Origin of the sequence: Psychrobacter sp. Choline-02u-9, assembly GCF_002836505.1 — a bacterium.
GTDB lineage: Bacteria > Pseudomonadota > Gammaproteobacteria > Pseudomonadales > Moraxellaceae > Psychrobacter.
Window position 1 is genome coordinate 1 of record NZ_PJBF01000051.1, and the last position, 16,063, is coordinate 16,063.

Below are 16,063 nucleotides of genomic sequence, written 5' to 3' on the forward strand. Positions count from 1 at the left end.
ATTGTTAATGTGTAATCACACACTAGCTACTTCCAGCTCGTCTTGATGAGGTGCGTATTATAGACGGTTTAACTTTTGTGTCAACCCGTTTTATTAATGTTTTTAATCTTATTTTAGCAGACAAATAAATCTGTATTTTTTTCAATGGGTTATAGAATTGAGGTTCTCTATTTTTTAAATACTAGTGTGCAATATGTTTTAATCCACCAATTTTCATTGAAAACAAGCCTTATCTAATATTCACAATTGGGCTTATTCGTCCTGATATTCTTACATATCTCTTCTAAGTAAATTGTCTCTCATATTTTTCAATGTTGATATTCATATAATTAGCACTATATAGAAGCTAAGTAATTCGAGGTTATATGATGCTTTCAATATATCGTCCTATATAGTGCAGTTACTAATACTACCTTTATCATAAGATATGGCTCTTATATTAGTCGTCGTGCAATCCCTTGATATCTAGTGTTGAGAGACAGTTTTTGCTATAATAGGTATTTTGCTGCATTACTTATATATGTTGGCTATTATATTATTCATATAGCGAAATGCATTTTGCTGCAAGGCTATTTATTAACTGGCTTTAAGCCATGCATCAGCCCTAGCTTATATAGTCACAGTAAGCCTCTAGGTAATGCGTCCCTTTCACAACATATCACGATGATTAGATATAATTGATGTGGTCTCACGGTTATATGATTGATGGTTGCAATCATCACTGCCAACGGACCCAATAATAGGCGAATAGATTATGGTAGCGATTACTTTACCCGATGGTAGTGTAAAAGACTTTGAAGGTCATACAACAGTCATGGAAGTGGCGCAAAGTATTGGGACAGGACTCGCTAAAGCGACGGTTGCTGGACGTGTAAATGGTCATCTAGTAGATGCACATGATCCTATCGTCGCTGATGCCAATGTTGAAATCGTAACGCCAAAAGACGACGACGGTGTCGATATTATCCGTCACTCATGTGCTCACCTATTAGGTCATGCGGTTAAGCAGCTTTACCCTGATGTGAAGATGGTCATTGGTCCTGTTATTGATGATGGTTTTTATTACGATATCTTTAGTGAAACGCCATTTACGCCTGAGCATATGGAGGCCATTGAAAAACGCATGATGGAGCTGATCAAGCAAGATTATGACGTTATCAAAAAAATGACGCCACGCGCCGAAGCGATTGAAATATTTGAATCACGTAATGAAGACTATAAGTTAAAGCTTATTAATGATATGCCAGGTGAAGAAGCGTTTGGCTTGTATCATCACCAAGAATACGTCGATATGTGCCGTGGTCCGCATGTGCCAAACACGCGCTTTTTGAAAGTATTTAAACTGACCAAAATGTCAGGTGCTTATTGGCGCGGCGATGCGAAAAATGAGCAGTTACAGCGTATCTATGGTACTGCGTGGGCTGATAAGAAACAGTTGAAAGCTTATATCCAACGTATCGAAGAAGCAGAAAAGCGTGACCATCGTAAAATCGGTAAAGCGCTGAACCTATTTCATATGCAAGAGCAAGCGCCAGGTATGGTGTTCTGGCATGCTAATGGTTGGACGATTTATCAAGTACTTGAGCAATATATGCGCAAAGTACAATACGATAATGGCTACGAGGAGATTAAAACCCCTCAAATTGTTGATCGCAGCTTGTGGGAGCGTTCAGGACATTGGGGCAACTATGCGACCAATATGTTCACGACTGCTAGTGAAAACCGTGATTATGCGGTAAAACCGATGAACTGCCCTTGTCACGTGCAAGTGTTTAACCAAGGACTAAAGTCTTACCGTGACTTACCACTGCGTATGGCTGAGTTTGGCTCTTGTCATCGTAACGAGCCATCGGGTTCACTGCATGGTTTGATGCGTGTGCGTGGCTTTACTCAAGATGATGCGCATATCTTCTGTACACAGTCGCAGATTCAACAAGAAGTTGCTGACTTCATTAAGCTAACGCTTGCTGTCTATGAAGATTTTGGCTTTGACAATATTATTATGAAACTGTCTACCCGTCCTGAAAAACGTGTTGGTAGTGATGAGTCTTGGGACTTTGCAGAAAAGGCGTTGGCAGATGCGCTTGATAGCTCAGGGCTAGACTGGGATTACTTACCTGGTGAAGGTGCATTCTATGGTCCAAAGATTGAGTTTAGTCTAAAGGATTCATTAGGACGTATTTGGCAGTGCGGTACCATTCAGGTTGATCCAAACATGCCTGAGCGTCTCGATGCAGAATTCGTCAATGAGCAGAACGATCGTGAAGTACCTATTATGTTGCACCGTGCAATCTTAGGTTCGTTCGAGCGTTTCATCGGTATTTTGATCGAAAACTATGCTGGTTGGATGCCAGTGTGGCTAGCACCGCAGCAAGTTGTGGTCATGAACATCACTGATAAACAAGCTGATGCATGTGAAAACGTAGTTAGCGAGCTCAAAAATGCAGGTTTGCGCGCTATTAGCGACTTGCGTAACGAAAAGATTGGATTTAAGATACGAGAGAAAACATTAGAACGTATTCCCTATATGCTAGTATTAGGGGATAAAGAAGTCGAATCGGGCAGTGTCAACGTCCGAACTCGCGAAGGTGAGAACCTTGGCGTGATGAGTGTTTCTGAATTTATTACATTAGTACAGACCGCTGTCAGTAAAAAAGGCCGACAGACCCCAAAAACAGATGAGGAGTAATACCTATTAAACAGTCCAACCGTTTGAACATCAACGAAGATATCAATGTCAAAGAAGTCCGTCTCGTCAAAGAAGATGGCGAGCAAATGGGCGTGGTTGATATCGCAACCGCGATGAAAGCGGCACGTGATGAAAATCTAGATTTGGTTGAATTAGTTCCTGAAGCTAAGCCACCAGTATGTAAGATCATGGATTATAAGCATTTCCTCTATGATCAAAAGCAAAAGGCTAAAGAAGCTAAGAAAAACCAAAAGCAGACTCAGCTTAAAGAGATGAAGCTACGTCCTAGTACCGAAGAGGCCGATTATCAGGTTAAACTGAGAAAAATCGTGAGCTTCTTGGAAGATCAAGATAAAGTTAAAATTAGCATCCGTTTCCGCGGACGTGAAATGGCGCACCAAGATATCGGTCGCAAACAACTTGATCGTATCATTGAAGATACTGCTGATATCTCAAACGTCGAACAGTACCCTAAGATGGAAGGTCGTCAGATGGGCATGCTGCTTGGACCCACTAAGAAAAAGTAATCTGTTTATTGGATTGCTTTAAGTGGTGGCTGTTAGTCTATATAGCTATTTATAACTCTAACCATCAATATGCTGCGGGATATTGATGGTTTTTTATTATTTGGACTCAAAAACTGCTGTAATAAACATAGCTATATTGAACATAAATAGCCTAGCATCATTGACTGACGCTATTTTACAAAATCTACCTTCTCAACTTTCTGATTACACGGTAATCTAAAGGTCTAGTTATATTTGCTAGTCAGCATTTAGCAGTCACTAATGATCATTTGATAGAAGTTAGTATGAGCTAAAGACGTTTTATAAATGTATAAAAGCTAAGTGTATAAATAAAAACAATGTATACCACGACTGTCAGAGTCGTTGACAAAAAACACTCCCCTTCTCCGATATCAGAGGATATTTCATGCAAGAATTGACGCCACCAGAAAACGCTACAACTCCCAGTATCTCTCTAACAGCACCTGAACCTGTCAAAGAAATACAGAAAAGTGAAGCAGATCAGATGGTCAAATTGGATGAAAGCCAAATTCCTGAGCTCGATGCCAAGGTTGATGCTTTTGTTGATCATGTGCTTACCAACTCTGTGCATAGCGATGAGTTTCGACAGAACGTGCAGTCTATTCATAATCTAGGTACAAAAGAGATTCGTGAATCTGCACAAGTATCCAACCGAATGTTAGATTTGCCCGCAAAAAGTCTCAATGACAGCTTATTCGACAACTCTCCTATTGCTAAATCGCTAACGGAACTACGCGGGATTGTCGAAGACTTAGATCCAAGCAAAAAGGAGCTGACCAGCTCACGCAAGCTGTTCGGTCTCATTCCATTCGGTAATAAGGTGCAAGATTATTTCCGTCAGTATGAGTCGGCACAATCACATATAAATGCGGTCGTTACCAGTCTCTATAATGGTAAAGATGAATTGCTCAAAGACAATGCGATGATTGAGCAAGAAAAAGTCAATATGTGGGAGCTGATGCAGTCTATTCGCCAGTATGTCTACGTTGGCAAAAAGATTGATGAGCAACTTGAGCAGAAGGTCTATGCGATAGAAGCAACAGATCCAGAAAAAGCGCGCATCATTAAAGAAGAGATGTTGTTTTATGTCCGTCAAAAAAACACTGACTTTTTAACTCAGTTAGCAGTGAACGTACAAGGTTACTTGGCGCTTGATACTATTCGCCGTAATAACTTAGAACTGATTAAAGGTGTCGATCGTGCAACCACGACTACTGTGTCTGCATTACGCACGGCTGTTGTCGTTGCTCAAGCAATGACCAATCAAAAATTGGTATTGGATCAAATCACTGCCTTGAATAAAACGACCAGTAGTTTGATTGAATCAACTTCAGCGATGCTCAAACGTCAGTCAGGTGAGATTCACGAGCAGGCGACCAGCAGTAGCATTGAGCTTGATAAACTGCAAAATGCCTTCAATAATGTCTATGACACGATGGATATGATTAGCAATTACAAAATTGAAGCGCTAGAGAATATGAAGCAAACGGTCAATACACTGACCACTGAAGTAGATAAAGCACAAAAATACTTGGATAAATCAAATCAGACTACGGTATTAGAAGTCTCAAAAGAGTTGGATAGTAAAAAAATCACTAACCAATCGAGCAATGTCGATATCGATATTTGATTTATCCCTATAGCGGTCGCCAGAAAACTGACCGCTTCCTGCTACCGAATACACATAAGACAATTGACGCAAGATATTGCAACGTCGTTCGTGTTAAGATAGCCACTATTAATAATTTTAAAAATAGATACGGTAATTTATGAGTTGGAACGATCCAAACGCCTCAAGTGAGGCAAAAAAATATGACAACCCGATTCCTAGTCGTGAGCTGATACTCAGCACGATTAATGAACATGGGGAAGTCACGCATCAGCAATTGGCAAAAGCCTTTAACATTGATGACCCTGATCAGTTTGATGCTTTGGGCAATCGTCTAAAAGCAATGGCACGTGATGGCCAAGTGAATCGTGATGGTCGTCCTTATCGCTATCGCACAGTGACCAAGCAAGATATCGTTTCAGGTACAGTGTCTGCCCATCCAAAAGGTTTTGGTTTTGTGGTGCTAAGTGACATGCCAGATTTGTTTTTACATGAAAAACAAATGCGCTGGGTATTCAATGGCGATACAGTAGCAGCAGTTGGCACTTCGACAGACAACCGTGGGCGTACCGAAGGGCGTATCGTTGATGTTGTCGAACGTCGTCAAAACAACTTTATCGGTACACTTGCTCGTGATGAAGACGGTTATTGTGTTGAGCTTGGTAGCCCAAACAATCATCAACCGATTACGGTTACTGATGACAATGTTCAGGCGCTAAATATCAAACAAGGCGCTCCTGTCAAAGTCGATATCATTGACTGGCCAAACCAGCACGAATTTGCCACTGGTAAAATCACTGAAGTGCTTTCTGACGATAATGATCGTGAATTGATTATTGAGACTACCCTACTCAACTATGATATTCCATCAGATTTTAGCGAAGCTGCACTTAAGCAAGCTGATGATTATCAAGAGCCAACCGAAAAAGATATAAAAGGTCGTACAGATATACGTCATCTACCGCTTGTCACTATCGACGGCGAAGATGCTCGTGACTTTGATGATGCGGTATTCGCTGAAAAGCGTTCTGGTGGTAACTACCGTGTTGTGGTTGCGATTGCAGATGTCAGCTATTATGTGACACCGAATTCACCACTTGACCAAGATGCCTATGAGCGTGGTACTTCAGTATACTTCCCTCATCGCGTGATTCCGATGTTGCCTGAAGTATTATCTAACGGTCTGTGTTCACTGAACCCTAATCTAGATCGCTTATGTATGGTTGCTGATATCAAGATATCGCGCGCTGGTAAAGTGACTGGATATGAGTTTTATCCGTCAGTGATGCACTCACAAGCGCGTCTAACTTATAATCAAGTAAATGATTATCTTGTGAATCCGAATGATAAGAGATTACCTAAATCACTGACAGGTAATAAAGACGTTAAAAAGTCTGTTGATACCTTACATCAGCTGTATGAGCTACTGCTTAAAAAGCGTGAAGAACGTCATGCAATGGAATTTGAAACGGTTGAGACGTATATCAAGTTCAATGAGAAAGGCGGAATCGAAGCGATTTTACCGCGCACTCGTGGCGACTCTCAAAAGCTAATCGAAGAGTGTATGCTTCTTGCAAATACTTGTGCTGCAAACTTCGCGCTTAAGCATGAGTTACCAGTTTTATATCGTAACCATGATAAGCCTGATAATGAGAAGTCGATGCGTATTCATGAATATGCGAAAAACTTTGGCTTACCATTCCCAGAAGAGAATCCAACGCAAGCGGATTACCAGCGCATTATCGAAGCGACTAAAGATAGACCAGATGCCATCAGTATTCATAGCATGCTACTGCGTTCAATGATGCAAGCAAACTATGCACCTGACAATATTGGTCACTTTGGCTTAGCATATGATGAATATAGCCACTTTACCTCGCCGATTCGCCGTTATCCAGATTTGATGCTGCATCGCGCGATTAAGGCAAAAGTTACCAACAGCCCACAGCCTGTTATGGACTTTTCTCTTGAAGGTGCTGGTACACAAACGTCAGATACAGAACGCCGTGCAGAAAAAGCATCACGTTATGTAGAATCTTGGCTCAAGTGTCACTATATGACCGATCATGTCGGTGAAGAGTTTGAAGGCGTTGTGACTACGGTTACTAGCTTTGGTCTATTCGTCACATTGACTGACTTATATATCGACGGTTTGGTTCATATTTCAAACGTTGGCGATGACTTCTTTGTCTACGATGAGCAGCAACAGCAGCTTATCGGTAAGGATAAAGGCACGCTATTTGGACTGGGCGATTCAGTTAAGGTGAAGGTTGCGGGTGTCAACATGGACCTGCTACAAATTGATTTTGATTTGAAGGCTAAATTGCAATCTAGTGCAATGAACCAAAGCAAAAAAGGTCAACCGAAGAAAGAACAGCCTAAGAAAACCCCAGCGAAAAGAAGCAGCAACCGCAGAGGCGCTGCCAAAAAAAGCTAAGCTTAGACTGATACTTAGATACTGATGTTGTAATACAATAAAAAAGGCTAACGTAATCGTTAGCCTTTTTTATGCTGTGTACTTTTCAATCATCAATGATATAGCTATTTATTGTGCCTATTGCGCATTGTCCAATTGCCCTACACGGTCTTGTTCGGCTTGCTGTGCTTGGTCAATTTTGCTAGTAGCACTATCTACGATAGCTTTCGGCTGTTGACTAAGTGGCTGGCTAATAATATCTGTATCAGAGGTAACTACTGTAGAATCAGGCTGTTCAGCCGCTACGCTACTGGCTGCGATCTCTCTGTTTTGTTCGCGACTATTGCCATTGATAATGTTAAAGCCAAGCAATGCCACAATACCAATTACTGCAAAGATAATGACGTGTTTCATTTCCATAAAAAGCCCCGTATTTGAATAACCACCAAATATAGATTCTGTTGCACTTTTTATGCCTAAATTTTATTTAACGTCTAGTACCTATTCTTGTGGGCTATTATTATTCAATAAATCCGTCTCATCTGAGCTTTGAGCAATCTCTTGCTCTACCTTTTCCATCAGCTTGTCGTCAGGACGGGCGTCGAGAACCTCATCAGCACTGCGACCTTGCAAAATGGTTTTGGCGCGAGCCTTGGCTTGCTTTTTATCTTGGTCATCCGTATGACTCCCGCTGACCTGATTTGTGTCAATAGGTTCAGGAATCGACGGCGTAATCGTTATATCAGATTGAACATTATTAGTATTACTGACACTGCTTTGCATGTGTTCAAAGGCTTTTTCTAACTTATTGTTGAAGCGCAGACGATAGATAGGCTCAGGTAAGCTAAAGCCTTTATCCTCTAGTGCATGCTTGGTCTCACGAATGGCGATACTGCGTGCTTTGGCAAAGTCAGTCTCTGATTGATCTACCCAAACCTGAAATTCCAAAACAATATTAGAATCACCGACATTGGTAATGACCGCAATTGCTTTGGGCTCATTCAAGACAAACGCTAGTGTATGTATCGCATCCAATCCGACTTTGATTGCTGCTAATGGATCGTCATTGGCATCAACGCCTAATTCAAAAGTAAATCGGCGCTCAGGATTTTTGGTGTAATTTAGAATGGTACCTTTAAAGACTTCAGCATTTGGAATACGCAGCTGATTGCCATCTAGCGTCATTAATATCGTCGCACGTGACGTCAGACGAACCACAATCCCCTCTTGACCATTAATCACTACTTGATCACGTGCACGAAAGGGCTGACGGATACTGAGCATTAAAGAAGCAATATAGTTTTCGATAGTGTCTTTGACCGCAAAACCAACAGCGATACCAATGACACCAGCACCGCCGAGCAACGTGCCCAATACCGTTTCTGCACCGATCAAGCTCAGTGCCAGAATAAGACCAAAAATAATAAAGATAACTTTAATGGTCTGCGACAATAGCTCAGCGACAAAAGGATTGGGCGTGAGGCGCTGCCACATTTTTTTGCGTCTAGATAACCAACTACCAAACCATGTCACGAGTGCAAATATGACAATACCAACCAGCAATAAAGGCAGCGCCTTCACTAGGTTTTCCAATTGCGCTTTTAGGCCCTGATAAACTGTCGAGACGTTTTCTTGAACATCTAGTGTGCGGTTTATATTGTCATCAACCGTCACGACGTCTGTCAAACGGTTAGTCAAATTGATGGCTTGCTGCGCCTTTTTTTCGTTGGCAGCTTCTCCCGCCAAGGTGACGACACCTTGAGTAACACTGACAGTGACGGCTTGTAATCCTTCTATCTCAGAAAAGATTCCATTGATTCGCTGACGGATGTCGTTGTCTTTTTGGAGGGTGGGTGTGGTTTCAATTTGACCATTGTTGGTACTTTCACCATTGATTGCGGGTGGTGGGGCAGGAGTCGGTGTGGAAATATTGGTTTCTGACGTGTCATCATCTGCTGTAGCTGTACTGTCAGGTATTGCGTCCTCTACACCCAATGCCGCTGAGATACTAGAAATTTCTTCACTGGCAGCATGCGCTGAAAACGCAAAAAGGATGCTTAGTAGCAACACTATTTGACCCCACGCTTTTATAGAACTGCGTATTATTGGACGGTCAATATAAGTGGCCATAAGCATCCTTTATTTTTTACGGATTTTTCTCGCTTAGCTAGTTGTTAAGAATTAGCTGTCTGGCTTTATTTAGCTATCTAAGTAAAGCTGCGCTGCGCTCAAGTTCAATGTGCCTTCATAGATAGCGCGACCGGTAATGATACCTTCGATACAATCACCATAAGGCTTTAACAGCTCGATATCTTTCATATCGGTAACGCCACCTGATGCAATTACAGGTAATCCGCCTTCACGTGCCAGATTAACAGTTTGTTCAACGTTGACGCCTTGCATCATGCCATCGCGGGCGATATCAGTATAAACGATTGATGACACGCCGACGTCTGCAAAGCGCTTAGCAAGTTCGGTCGCTTTGGTATCTGTCACGTTTGCCCAGCCATGAGTGGCTACCATACCGTCTTTGGCGTCGATACCGACGATGATATGCCCTGCAAATTCGCGACAAGCTTCAGCGACAAAATCAGGATCTTCAACGGCTTTTGTACCGATAATGATATACGTCAAACCTGCGGTAATATACTGCTCGATAGTATTCATGTTACGTACACCGCCACCCAATTGAATAGGCAGGTTCGGATAGGCTTTGGTGATATCATTGACCACTTGTCTATGTACTGGCACGCCATCAAAAGCACCATTCAAATCGACCAAATGTAAGCGACGCGCGCCTTCATCTACCCAACGCGCTGCCATGGCAACTGGGTCATCAGAGAACACCGTATCATCTTCCATACGGCCTTGTTTTAAACGTACACACTTACCATCTTTTAAATCAATAGCCGGGATAATGACAGGCACAGCACACATATAGCATTCCTTATAAAGCACAAGATTGGCAATAAATTTAGTAAATGAAAATTTTGAGAATGAAACGTTATCGAAGCATCAAATAACGAGAGAAAAAGCTGCTTAAAAGTAGCATAAATTATGGACAGATCGAAAACCAAGACATCGCTAAGTCAGCAATCTGTTTGAATATAAATAAGAAAGACAGAAACTAGACAATCATAACCATAAGTTTTAGTACGTAGAATCACTACCAACAATCGTTAAATTCTATTACTGACTGGCAATTTTAGGTCAATTTAGCGTATAATCCTAGGTAAATTTTTATTTGTTTCTATGTGATAGTAACCATGTGTTACGCTTTTTGTTGAGTTGTTACAACTCACTAATACAGCATGGTGATCAGGATGGATCGAGCAATCGCTCAATACGCCAATAAAATATTGGCTAAGAAATTGCTAAAAAGGACTATCTGAAAAAATCTCAACCAATAGTCTCTAAACCATCGATTCTGCGGTATTTAACCTTAATTAGATGTCTTGCAAGTCCCTATCACTAGCTAACTATATTAAAACCGTTACGATTAAAACTATAGCAGCTTATAATAAGCGAGGTTTGCTTATCAGTTGCTTAGCTAGTTTGTCTTTTAACCAGTATATCATCTACCTTAATAGATCGTTATTTGGCCACACTTTTATTCTATCGAATATCTTTAAACGGTATTCGTAAGCGAGAGATGGTCAAACATACTGGTGTTACAAGTTTTAAATTTCAATGAAACGTGTGATAAAGCCATTTGTATTTAAACCAGTCTCTTTTAGCCATGTGCTGTAGCGATTGATTTCGATGAAACGGTTTTAGCATACACCTTGGTAGCCAGTCGCCACTTTGGTAATTCGAATAAGACATTAACGTGTTGTTAAGGAGTCTAAGGTCAGCGTTAATACTCTTACTAGTAGTTATGATCATGTATTGTCTTCACAGAGCTTTCATCCCTATTTCACTATAAAGGAAATAGACGATTGAAGGCTTTATTAAGTGATACAAATGTTCATGCTACCGATATACCAAACAGGACGTCTGGTATCGTTTTAGACTATGGACTAAGTTTTCGCTTATGATTACCATCAAAAAAGGTTTGGATTTGCCCATCACTGGTGAACCCTCCCGCGAGATATCTGAGCACCAACCGACACATGTAGCACTTGTTGGCTATGATTATGTGGGTATGAAACCCACTATGAATGTCAAAGAAGGTGACATTGTAGCCAAAGGTCAGCCCGTTTATGAAGACAAAAAACGTGTTGGCGTGATCTACACTGCCCCTGCTGCCGGTAAGGTCGTCGCTGTTAAACGTGGCGAACGTCGAGTGTTTGAGAGTCTTGTGATTGCGGTCGACCCAAATGGTGAAGAAGTAGACTTTGAGCGCTATGACTCACAGCAGCTTGCTGACCTAGACTCTGAAGTCGTTGAAACCCAACTGATTGCCTCTGGCGAATGGACGGCGTTTCGCACACGTCCTTATAGCCGCGCACCCGAAATCGGCGCTCGTCCACATGCTATCTTTGTCACAGCAATGGATACCAATCCACTTGCCTTTGACCCGATGCTTGTGATCAATGAGCAGCTACAAGCGTTCAATGATGGACTTGCTGTATTATCTACGCTTAGTCCAAAGACCTTTGTCTGCCATCATGGCGATACTCAACTGACGCCAGTTGCAAAAACTGCAGCGAATAACGTCACTGAGTATCATGGTTTTGCTGGTAAGCATCCAGCTGGTCTTGCCGGTACGCATATTCATTTCTTGCATCCTATCAGCCGCGGTGTGACCGTATGGACGATTGGTTATCAAGACGTGATTGCCATCGGTAAATTGTTCACGACAGGTCGTCTATATACGCGCCGCATGGTGAGCTTGGCAGGACCTGCTGTCACTAACCCGCAGTTGGTTATGACTGAGCGCGGTGCTGATATCACTGCATTGACCAAAGGTAAACTGGCTGCCGGCGAGAACCGTATCATTTCAGGTTCAGTATTGTCTGGTCGCAAAGTGTTTGAAAACATCGCCTATCTGGGTCGTTTTCACAATCAGATCAGCGTATTGACTGAAGGCCGTGAGCGTCCTGCGTTCCACTTCTTTACTCCAGGTAAAAACCGCTTCTCAAAACTGCCTATCTATATTTCACAGTTCTTTGGTGGCAAAAAGTACGACTTTACTACCACAAGTAACGGCTCACCACGAGCGATGGTACCAATCGGTGTCTATGAAGAAGTCATGCCACAAGATTACCTACCAACTCAATTACTACGTGCATTGATTGTCGAAGACATCATTAGCGCAGTAGATTTGGGCGTGCTTGAACTGGACGAAGAAGATTTGGCACTATGCACCTTTGTATCTCCTGGCAAATATGAATTCGGTGATATTTTGCGTGATAACTTAACGCGCATTGAGCTGGAGGGCTAACCACGATGAAATTTTTACACAATATGTTCGATCGTATGGAGCCATCTTTCACCAAAGGCGGCAAACACGAAAAGTACTACGCTATTTTTGAGATGTTTGATACGTTCTTACGTCAACCAAGCTCAACCACTTATGCATCATCGCATGTACGTGACGGGATTGACCTAAAGCGTATTATGATTACCGTATGGCTATGTACCTTCCCAGCGATGTTTTGGGGTATGTACAATATTGGTCATCAAGCACTAACCGCTATCGCTCAGCTTGGCTTGCAGCCTGAAGGCTGGCGTACTGTAATCACTAGCATGGCAGGCTATAACCCAGACAGTATCTGGGCAAGCTTCGTCTATGGTGCGATGCAGTTTTTGCCTATTTATATCGTGACGTTTGCGGTAGGTATTCTCTGTGAGATTATCTTTGCTGTCGTCCGTGGACACGAAGTCAACGAAGGTTTCTTTGTGACTTCAGTTCTATTTGCATTATGTCTACCACCTGATATTCCTTTATGGCAAGTTGCCCTAGGTATTATCTTCGGTGTGGTTGTCGCAAAAGAAGTGTTCGGTGGTACTGGTAAAAACTTCCTTAACCCTGCCCTATCGGGTCGTGCATTCTTATACTTTGCTTATCCAGCCTATATGTCTGGTGACTCAGTATGGACAGCAGTAGATGGTTTCTCAGGCGCGACACCACTTGGCCTTGCAGCACTTGGTGTGGTTCCTCAGGACTTCGTCGACGTCTATGGTAATGCCATCACGTGGAGTGATGCATTCTTAGGTAACATGCAAGGTAGTATCGGTGAAGTATCGACGCTAGCTATCCTAATGGGCGCTGCAGTGTTGCTATGGACGCGTATCGCTTCTTGGCGCATTATGGCAGGTTGTGTGGTCGGTCTGATTGCGACGTCTCTTGTATTCAACATGATTGGCTCTGAAGACAACATGATGATGAGCCTGCCGTTCTACTGGCACTTAGTTATCGGTGGCTTTGCTTTCGGTGCTGTATTTATGGCAACCGATCCAGTATCAGCTGCGCATACAAACAAAGGCCGCTGGGCTTACGGTATCTTGATTGGTTTTATGACTGTATTGATTCGCGTCATCAACCCTGCTTTCCCAGAAGGCATCATGCTGGCCATTCTATTCGCCAACTTATTTGCTCCATTGTTTGATTACTTTGTGACTCAAGCAAATATCAAACGCCAAACCGCTCGGAGGGTTCGCTATGTCCAAGCCCAAAAGTAATAACGCGAAAACCATCAGTGTGGCTTTGACGCTATGCTTGGTGTGTTCAGTGTTGGTCTCAGCAGTGGCTGTTGGTCTAAAGCCTGCGCAAGTCGAAAACGCACGTTTAGACCGCAACAAAAACATCTTAGTTGCGGCTGACATGTATGACGCTGAGTCTGATACAGCAGATGATGTCGCCGAACGTTTTAAAGACTTTGAAGTCAAAATCATTGATCTAAACGAAGGTACTTATCTCGATGACGATGCGCTAAAAACTGCTGGCATCCCTGATCGTAATGCTTATGACGCCAGTCAAGCGACAAAGAACCAAGCTCTAAGTGAAGACTTGGGTGACAACGATCCTGCTGGTATTGGTCGTAAGCCAAAATATGCCAAAGTCTATGTCAAAAATGATGATGCCGGTCAGCCAGAAACGGTTGTATTGCCAATTCAGGGCTACGGTCTATGGGGCACTATCTATGGTTTCTTAACGCTCGAAAGTGATATGAATACCATCAAAGGTATCAGTTTCTACGAGCATAAAGAAACCCCAGGTCTTGGCGCTCGTATCGAAGAGCCAGAATGGCGTGCAAAGTGGAGCGGTATCGAGTCTTATGACGAGAATGGTAACGTTGCCACTGGTGTAACCAAAGCTGGTAACCCAAAAGAAAACTGGGTTGATGGCATCAGCGGTGCGACATTGACTAGCCGCGGCGTCAGCAATATGATTCAGTTTTGGTTAGGTGAGCAAGGTTATAAGCCTTATCTAGATACGCTACGCGAAAAGAGCGGCCAAACGGTTGAAGGTGCAGACACGCAAGCAAATCAATCAAAGCCGGCAGCTCAACCTAAAACCGAATTGGCAGCCAAGCTACCAGTAGCAAACGGCAAGGAGGCATAACATGGCTGACACTAAAAGCATTTTAACCACGCCTATCTTTGATAATAACCCTATTGCCCTACAGATCCTTGGTATCTGTTCGGCATTGGCTGTCACCACCAGCATGGCTAACGCTATGGTCATGTGTGTGGCATTGACCTTGGTAACGGCATTTTCAAGCTTCTTTATCTCGATTATCCGTAAACAGATTCCATCAAGCATTCGTATCATCGTACAGATGACGATTATTGCTTCGTTGGTTATCTTGGTTGATCAGGTACTAAAAGCAGTGGCTTATGACGTCAGTAAAGGTCTATCTGTCTTTGTTGGTTTGATCATCACGAACTGTATCGTTATGGGCCGTGCTGAAGCATTTGCTATGAGCAACCCACCAGTCCCAAGCTTTTTAGACGGTATTGGTAACGGTCTTGGTTACTCAGCAGTATTACTATTCGTTGCAACTATCCGTGAGCTATTGGGTGCTGGTACTTGGTTCGGTATTACGATTCTACAACCAGTTACTGATGGCGGTTGGTACATACCAAACGGTCTATTACTGTTACCACCATCAGCGTTCTTTATCATTGGTTTGTTCATCGCTGTTGTCCGTATCTGGAAACCAGAACAAGTTGAAGAAGCTGAGTTTGTAATGAAGCCGCAGTCTAAAGGCATGGCACATGGAGGCGGTCACTAATGGGACATTATGTTAGTTTATTTATAACCTCAGTCTTTATTGAGAACATGGCGCTTGCCTACTTCTTAGGCATGTGTACTTTTTTGGCCGTATCCAAAAAAGTTTCTACAGCGATTGGTCTAGGTGTTGCGGTTGTTGTCGTGATGGCAATTACCGTTCCACTAAATAATTTACTATTCCAGTTCATCCTAAAAGATGGTGCGCTGGCATGGGCAGGTTTCCCTGATATCGACTTGAGCTTCTTAGGATTGCTAAGTTATATCGGTTTGATTGCAGCCACCGTACAGATCCTAGAGATGTTCTTGGACAAGTTTGTACCGAGTCTATATAACGCGCTTGGGGTATTCTTACCACTAATCACCGTAAACTGTGCCATCTTAGGTGGTGTATTATTTATGGTTGAGCGTGACTATAACTTTGGTGAATCTGTTGTCTATGGTGTGGGTGCAGGCTTCGGTTGGGCACTTGCTATTACAGCATTGGCGGGTATCCGTGAAAAGCTAAAATACTCAGATATTCCAGCACCGCTACGTGGTCTTGGTATTACTTTTATCACGGTTGGTCTTATGTCGCTCGGCTTTATGTCGTTCGGTGGTATGTCCATCTAAACCGCTAAGC

At 42.7% G+C, this 16,063-nt stretch carries 12 protein-coding genes; 9 read left to right on the forward strand and 3 right to left on the reverse strand.

The annotated features are described in order from the left end of the window. The first annotated feature begins 754 nt into the window (after positions 1–754). The 4 genes from thrS (at position 755) to rnr (ending at position 7,283) form a co-directional block, all read left to right on the forward strand. Positions 755–2,689 carry a threonine--tRNA ligase gene (thrS, locus tag CXF69_RS07465; protein ID WP_102078342.1) on the forward strand — a complete coding sequence of 645 codons (1,935 nt, stop codon included), beginning with the start codon at positions 755–757 and terminating at the stop codon, positions 2,687–2,689. 23 nt (positions 2,690–2,712) lie between these two features. Further along, on the forward strand, positions 2,713–3,216 hold the full coding sequence (infC, locus tag CXF69_RS07470; protein ID WP_057762155.1) for a translation initiation factor IF-3: 504 nt from the start codon (positions 2,713–2,715) through the stop codon (positions 3,214–3,216). Between the two features lie 406 nt (positions 3,217–3,622). After that, entirely contained in the window at positions 3,623–4,867 is a 1,245-nt protein-coding gene (locus tag CXF69_RS07475; RefSeq protein ID WP_057762157.1) for a toxic anion resistance protein, read from the forward strand. Positions 4,868–5,006: 139 nt separating this feature from the next. Further along, positions 5,007–7,283, forward strand: coding sequence for a ribonuclease R (gene rnr / locus CXF69_RS07480; RefSeq protein WP_101204722.1), 2,277 nt, complete (start codon positions 5,007–5,009; stop codon positions 7,281–7,283). 117 nt (positions 7,284–7,400) lie between these two features. Here rnr and CXF69_RS07485 read toward each other — a convergent pair whose 3' ends face one another. The 3 genes from CXF69_RS07485 to hisA form a co-directional block, all read right to left on the reverse strand. Continuing rightward, entirely contained in the window at positions 7,401–7,682 is a 282-nt protein-coding gene (locus tag CXF69_RS07485; protein ID WP_101204723.1) for a hypothetical protein, read from the reverse strand. 81 nt (positions 7,683–7,763) lie between these two features. Further along, positions 7,764–9,392 (reverse strand): mechanosensitive ion channel domain-containing protein, encoded by a 1,629-nt coding sequence (locus CXF69_RS07490; RefSeq protein WP_101204724.1) that lies wholly within the window; start codon positions 9,390–9,392, stop codon positions 7,764–7,766. A 69-nt stretch (positions 9,393–9,461) separates the two neighbouring features. Then, positions 9,462–10,199 carry a 1-(5-phosphoribosyl)-5-[(5-phosphoribosylamino)methylideneamino]imidazole-4-carboxamide isomerase gene (hisA, locus tag CXF69_RS07495; protein WP_101204725.1) on the reverse strand — a complete coding sequence of 246 codons (738 nt, stop codon included), beginning with the start codon at positions 10,197–10,199 and terminating at the stop codon, positions 9,462–9,464. A gap of 1,096 nt (positions 10,200–11,295) precedes the next feature. On the opposite strand from hisA, the gene CXF69_RS07500 reads away from it, so the two are divergent. The 5 genes from CXF69_RS07500 to nqrE are packed head-to-tail and all read left to right on the forward strand — an operon-like array spanning position 11,296 to position 16,053. Next, positions 11,296–12,648 (forward strand): Na(+)-translocating NADH-quinone reductase subunit A, encoded by a 1,353-nt coding sequence (locus CXF69_RS07500; RefSeq protein WP_101204726.1) that lies wholly within the window; start codon positions 11,296–11,298, stop codon positions 12,646–12,648. Between the two features lie 5 nt (positions 12,649–12,653). Beyond that, entirely contained in the window at positions 12,654–13,889 is a 1,236-nt protein-coding gene (locus CXF69_RS07505) for an NADH:ubiquinone reductase (Na(+)-transporting) subunit B (RefSeq protein WP_057762164.1), read from the forward strand. Beyond that, positions 13,870–14,772 (forward strand): Na(+)-translocating NADH-quinone reductase subunit C, encoded by a 903-nt coding sequence (locus CXF69_RS07510; protein ID WP_057762167.1) that lies wholly within the window; start codon positions 13,870–13,872, stop codon positions 14,770–14,772. The genes CXF69_RS07505 and CXF69_RS07510 overlap by 20 nt, the downstream gene beginning before the upstream one ends. Position 14,773: 1 nt before the next feature. Beyond that, positions 14,774–15,445: an NADH:ubiquinone reductase (Na(+)-transporting) subunit D gene (locus CXF69_RS07515; RefSeq protein WP_101204727.1), complete on the forward strand. Its 672-nt coding sequence runs from the start codon at positions 14,774–14,776 to the stop codon at positions 15,443–15,445. After that, positions 15,445–16,053, forward strand: a complete 609-nt coding sequence (gene nqrE, locus CXF69_RS07520; RefSeq protein WP_011281361.1) for an NADH:ubiquinone reductase (Na(+)-transporting) subunit E — start codon at positions 15,445–15,447, stop codon at positions 16,051–16,053. Before CXF69_RS07515 ends, nqrE begins: the two co-directional genes overlap by 1 nt. Positions 16,054–16,063 lie beyond the last annotated feature (10 nt).

Coding starts and splice junctions, on each gene's coding strand:
- thrS (WP_102078342.1), top strand. CDS start 755: ATGGTAGCGATTACTTTACCCGATGGTAGTGTAAAAGACTTTGAAGGT.
- CXF69_RS07475 (WP_057762157.1), top strand. CDS start 3,623: ATGCAAGAATTGACGCCACCAGAAAACGCTACAACTCCCAGTATCTCT.
- rnr (WP_101204722.1), top strand. CDS start 5,007: ATGAGTTGGAACGATCCAAACGCCTCAAGTGAGGCAAAAAAATATGAC.
- CXF69_RS07485 (WP_101204723.1), bottom strand. CDS start 7,682: ATGGAAATGAAACACGTCATTATCTTTGCAGTAATTGGTATTGTGGCA.
- CXF69_RS07490 (WP_101204724.1), bottom strand. CDS start 9,392: ATGGCCACTTATATTGACCGTCCAATAATACGCAGTTCTATAAAAGCG.
- hisA (WP_101204725.1), bottom strand. CDS start 10,199: ATGTGTGCTGTGCCTGTCATTATCCCGGCTATTGATTTAAAAGATGGT.
- CXF69_RS07500 (WP_101204726.1), top strand. CDS start 11,296: ATGATTACCATCAAAAAAGGTTTGGATTTGCCCATCACTGGTGAACCC.
- CXF69_RS07505 (WP_057762164.1), top strand. CDS start 12,654: ATGAAATTTTTACACAATATGTTCGATCGTATGGAGCCATCTTTCACC.
- CXF69_RS07510 (WP_057762167.1), top strand. CDS start 13,870: ATGTCCAAGCCCAAAAGTAATAACGCGAAAACCATCAGTGTGGCTTTG.
- CXF69_RS07515 (WP_101204727.1), top strand. CDS start 14,774: ATGGCTGACACTAAAAGCATTTTAACCACGCCTATCTTTGATAATAAC.
- nqrE (WP_011281361.1), top strand. CDS start 15,445: ATGGGACATTATGTTAGTTTATTTATAACCTCAGTCTTTATTGAGAAC.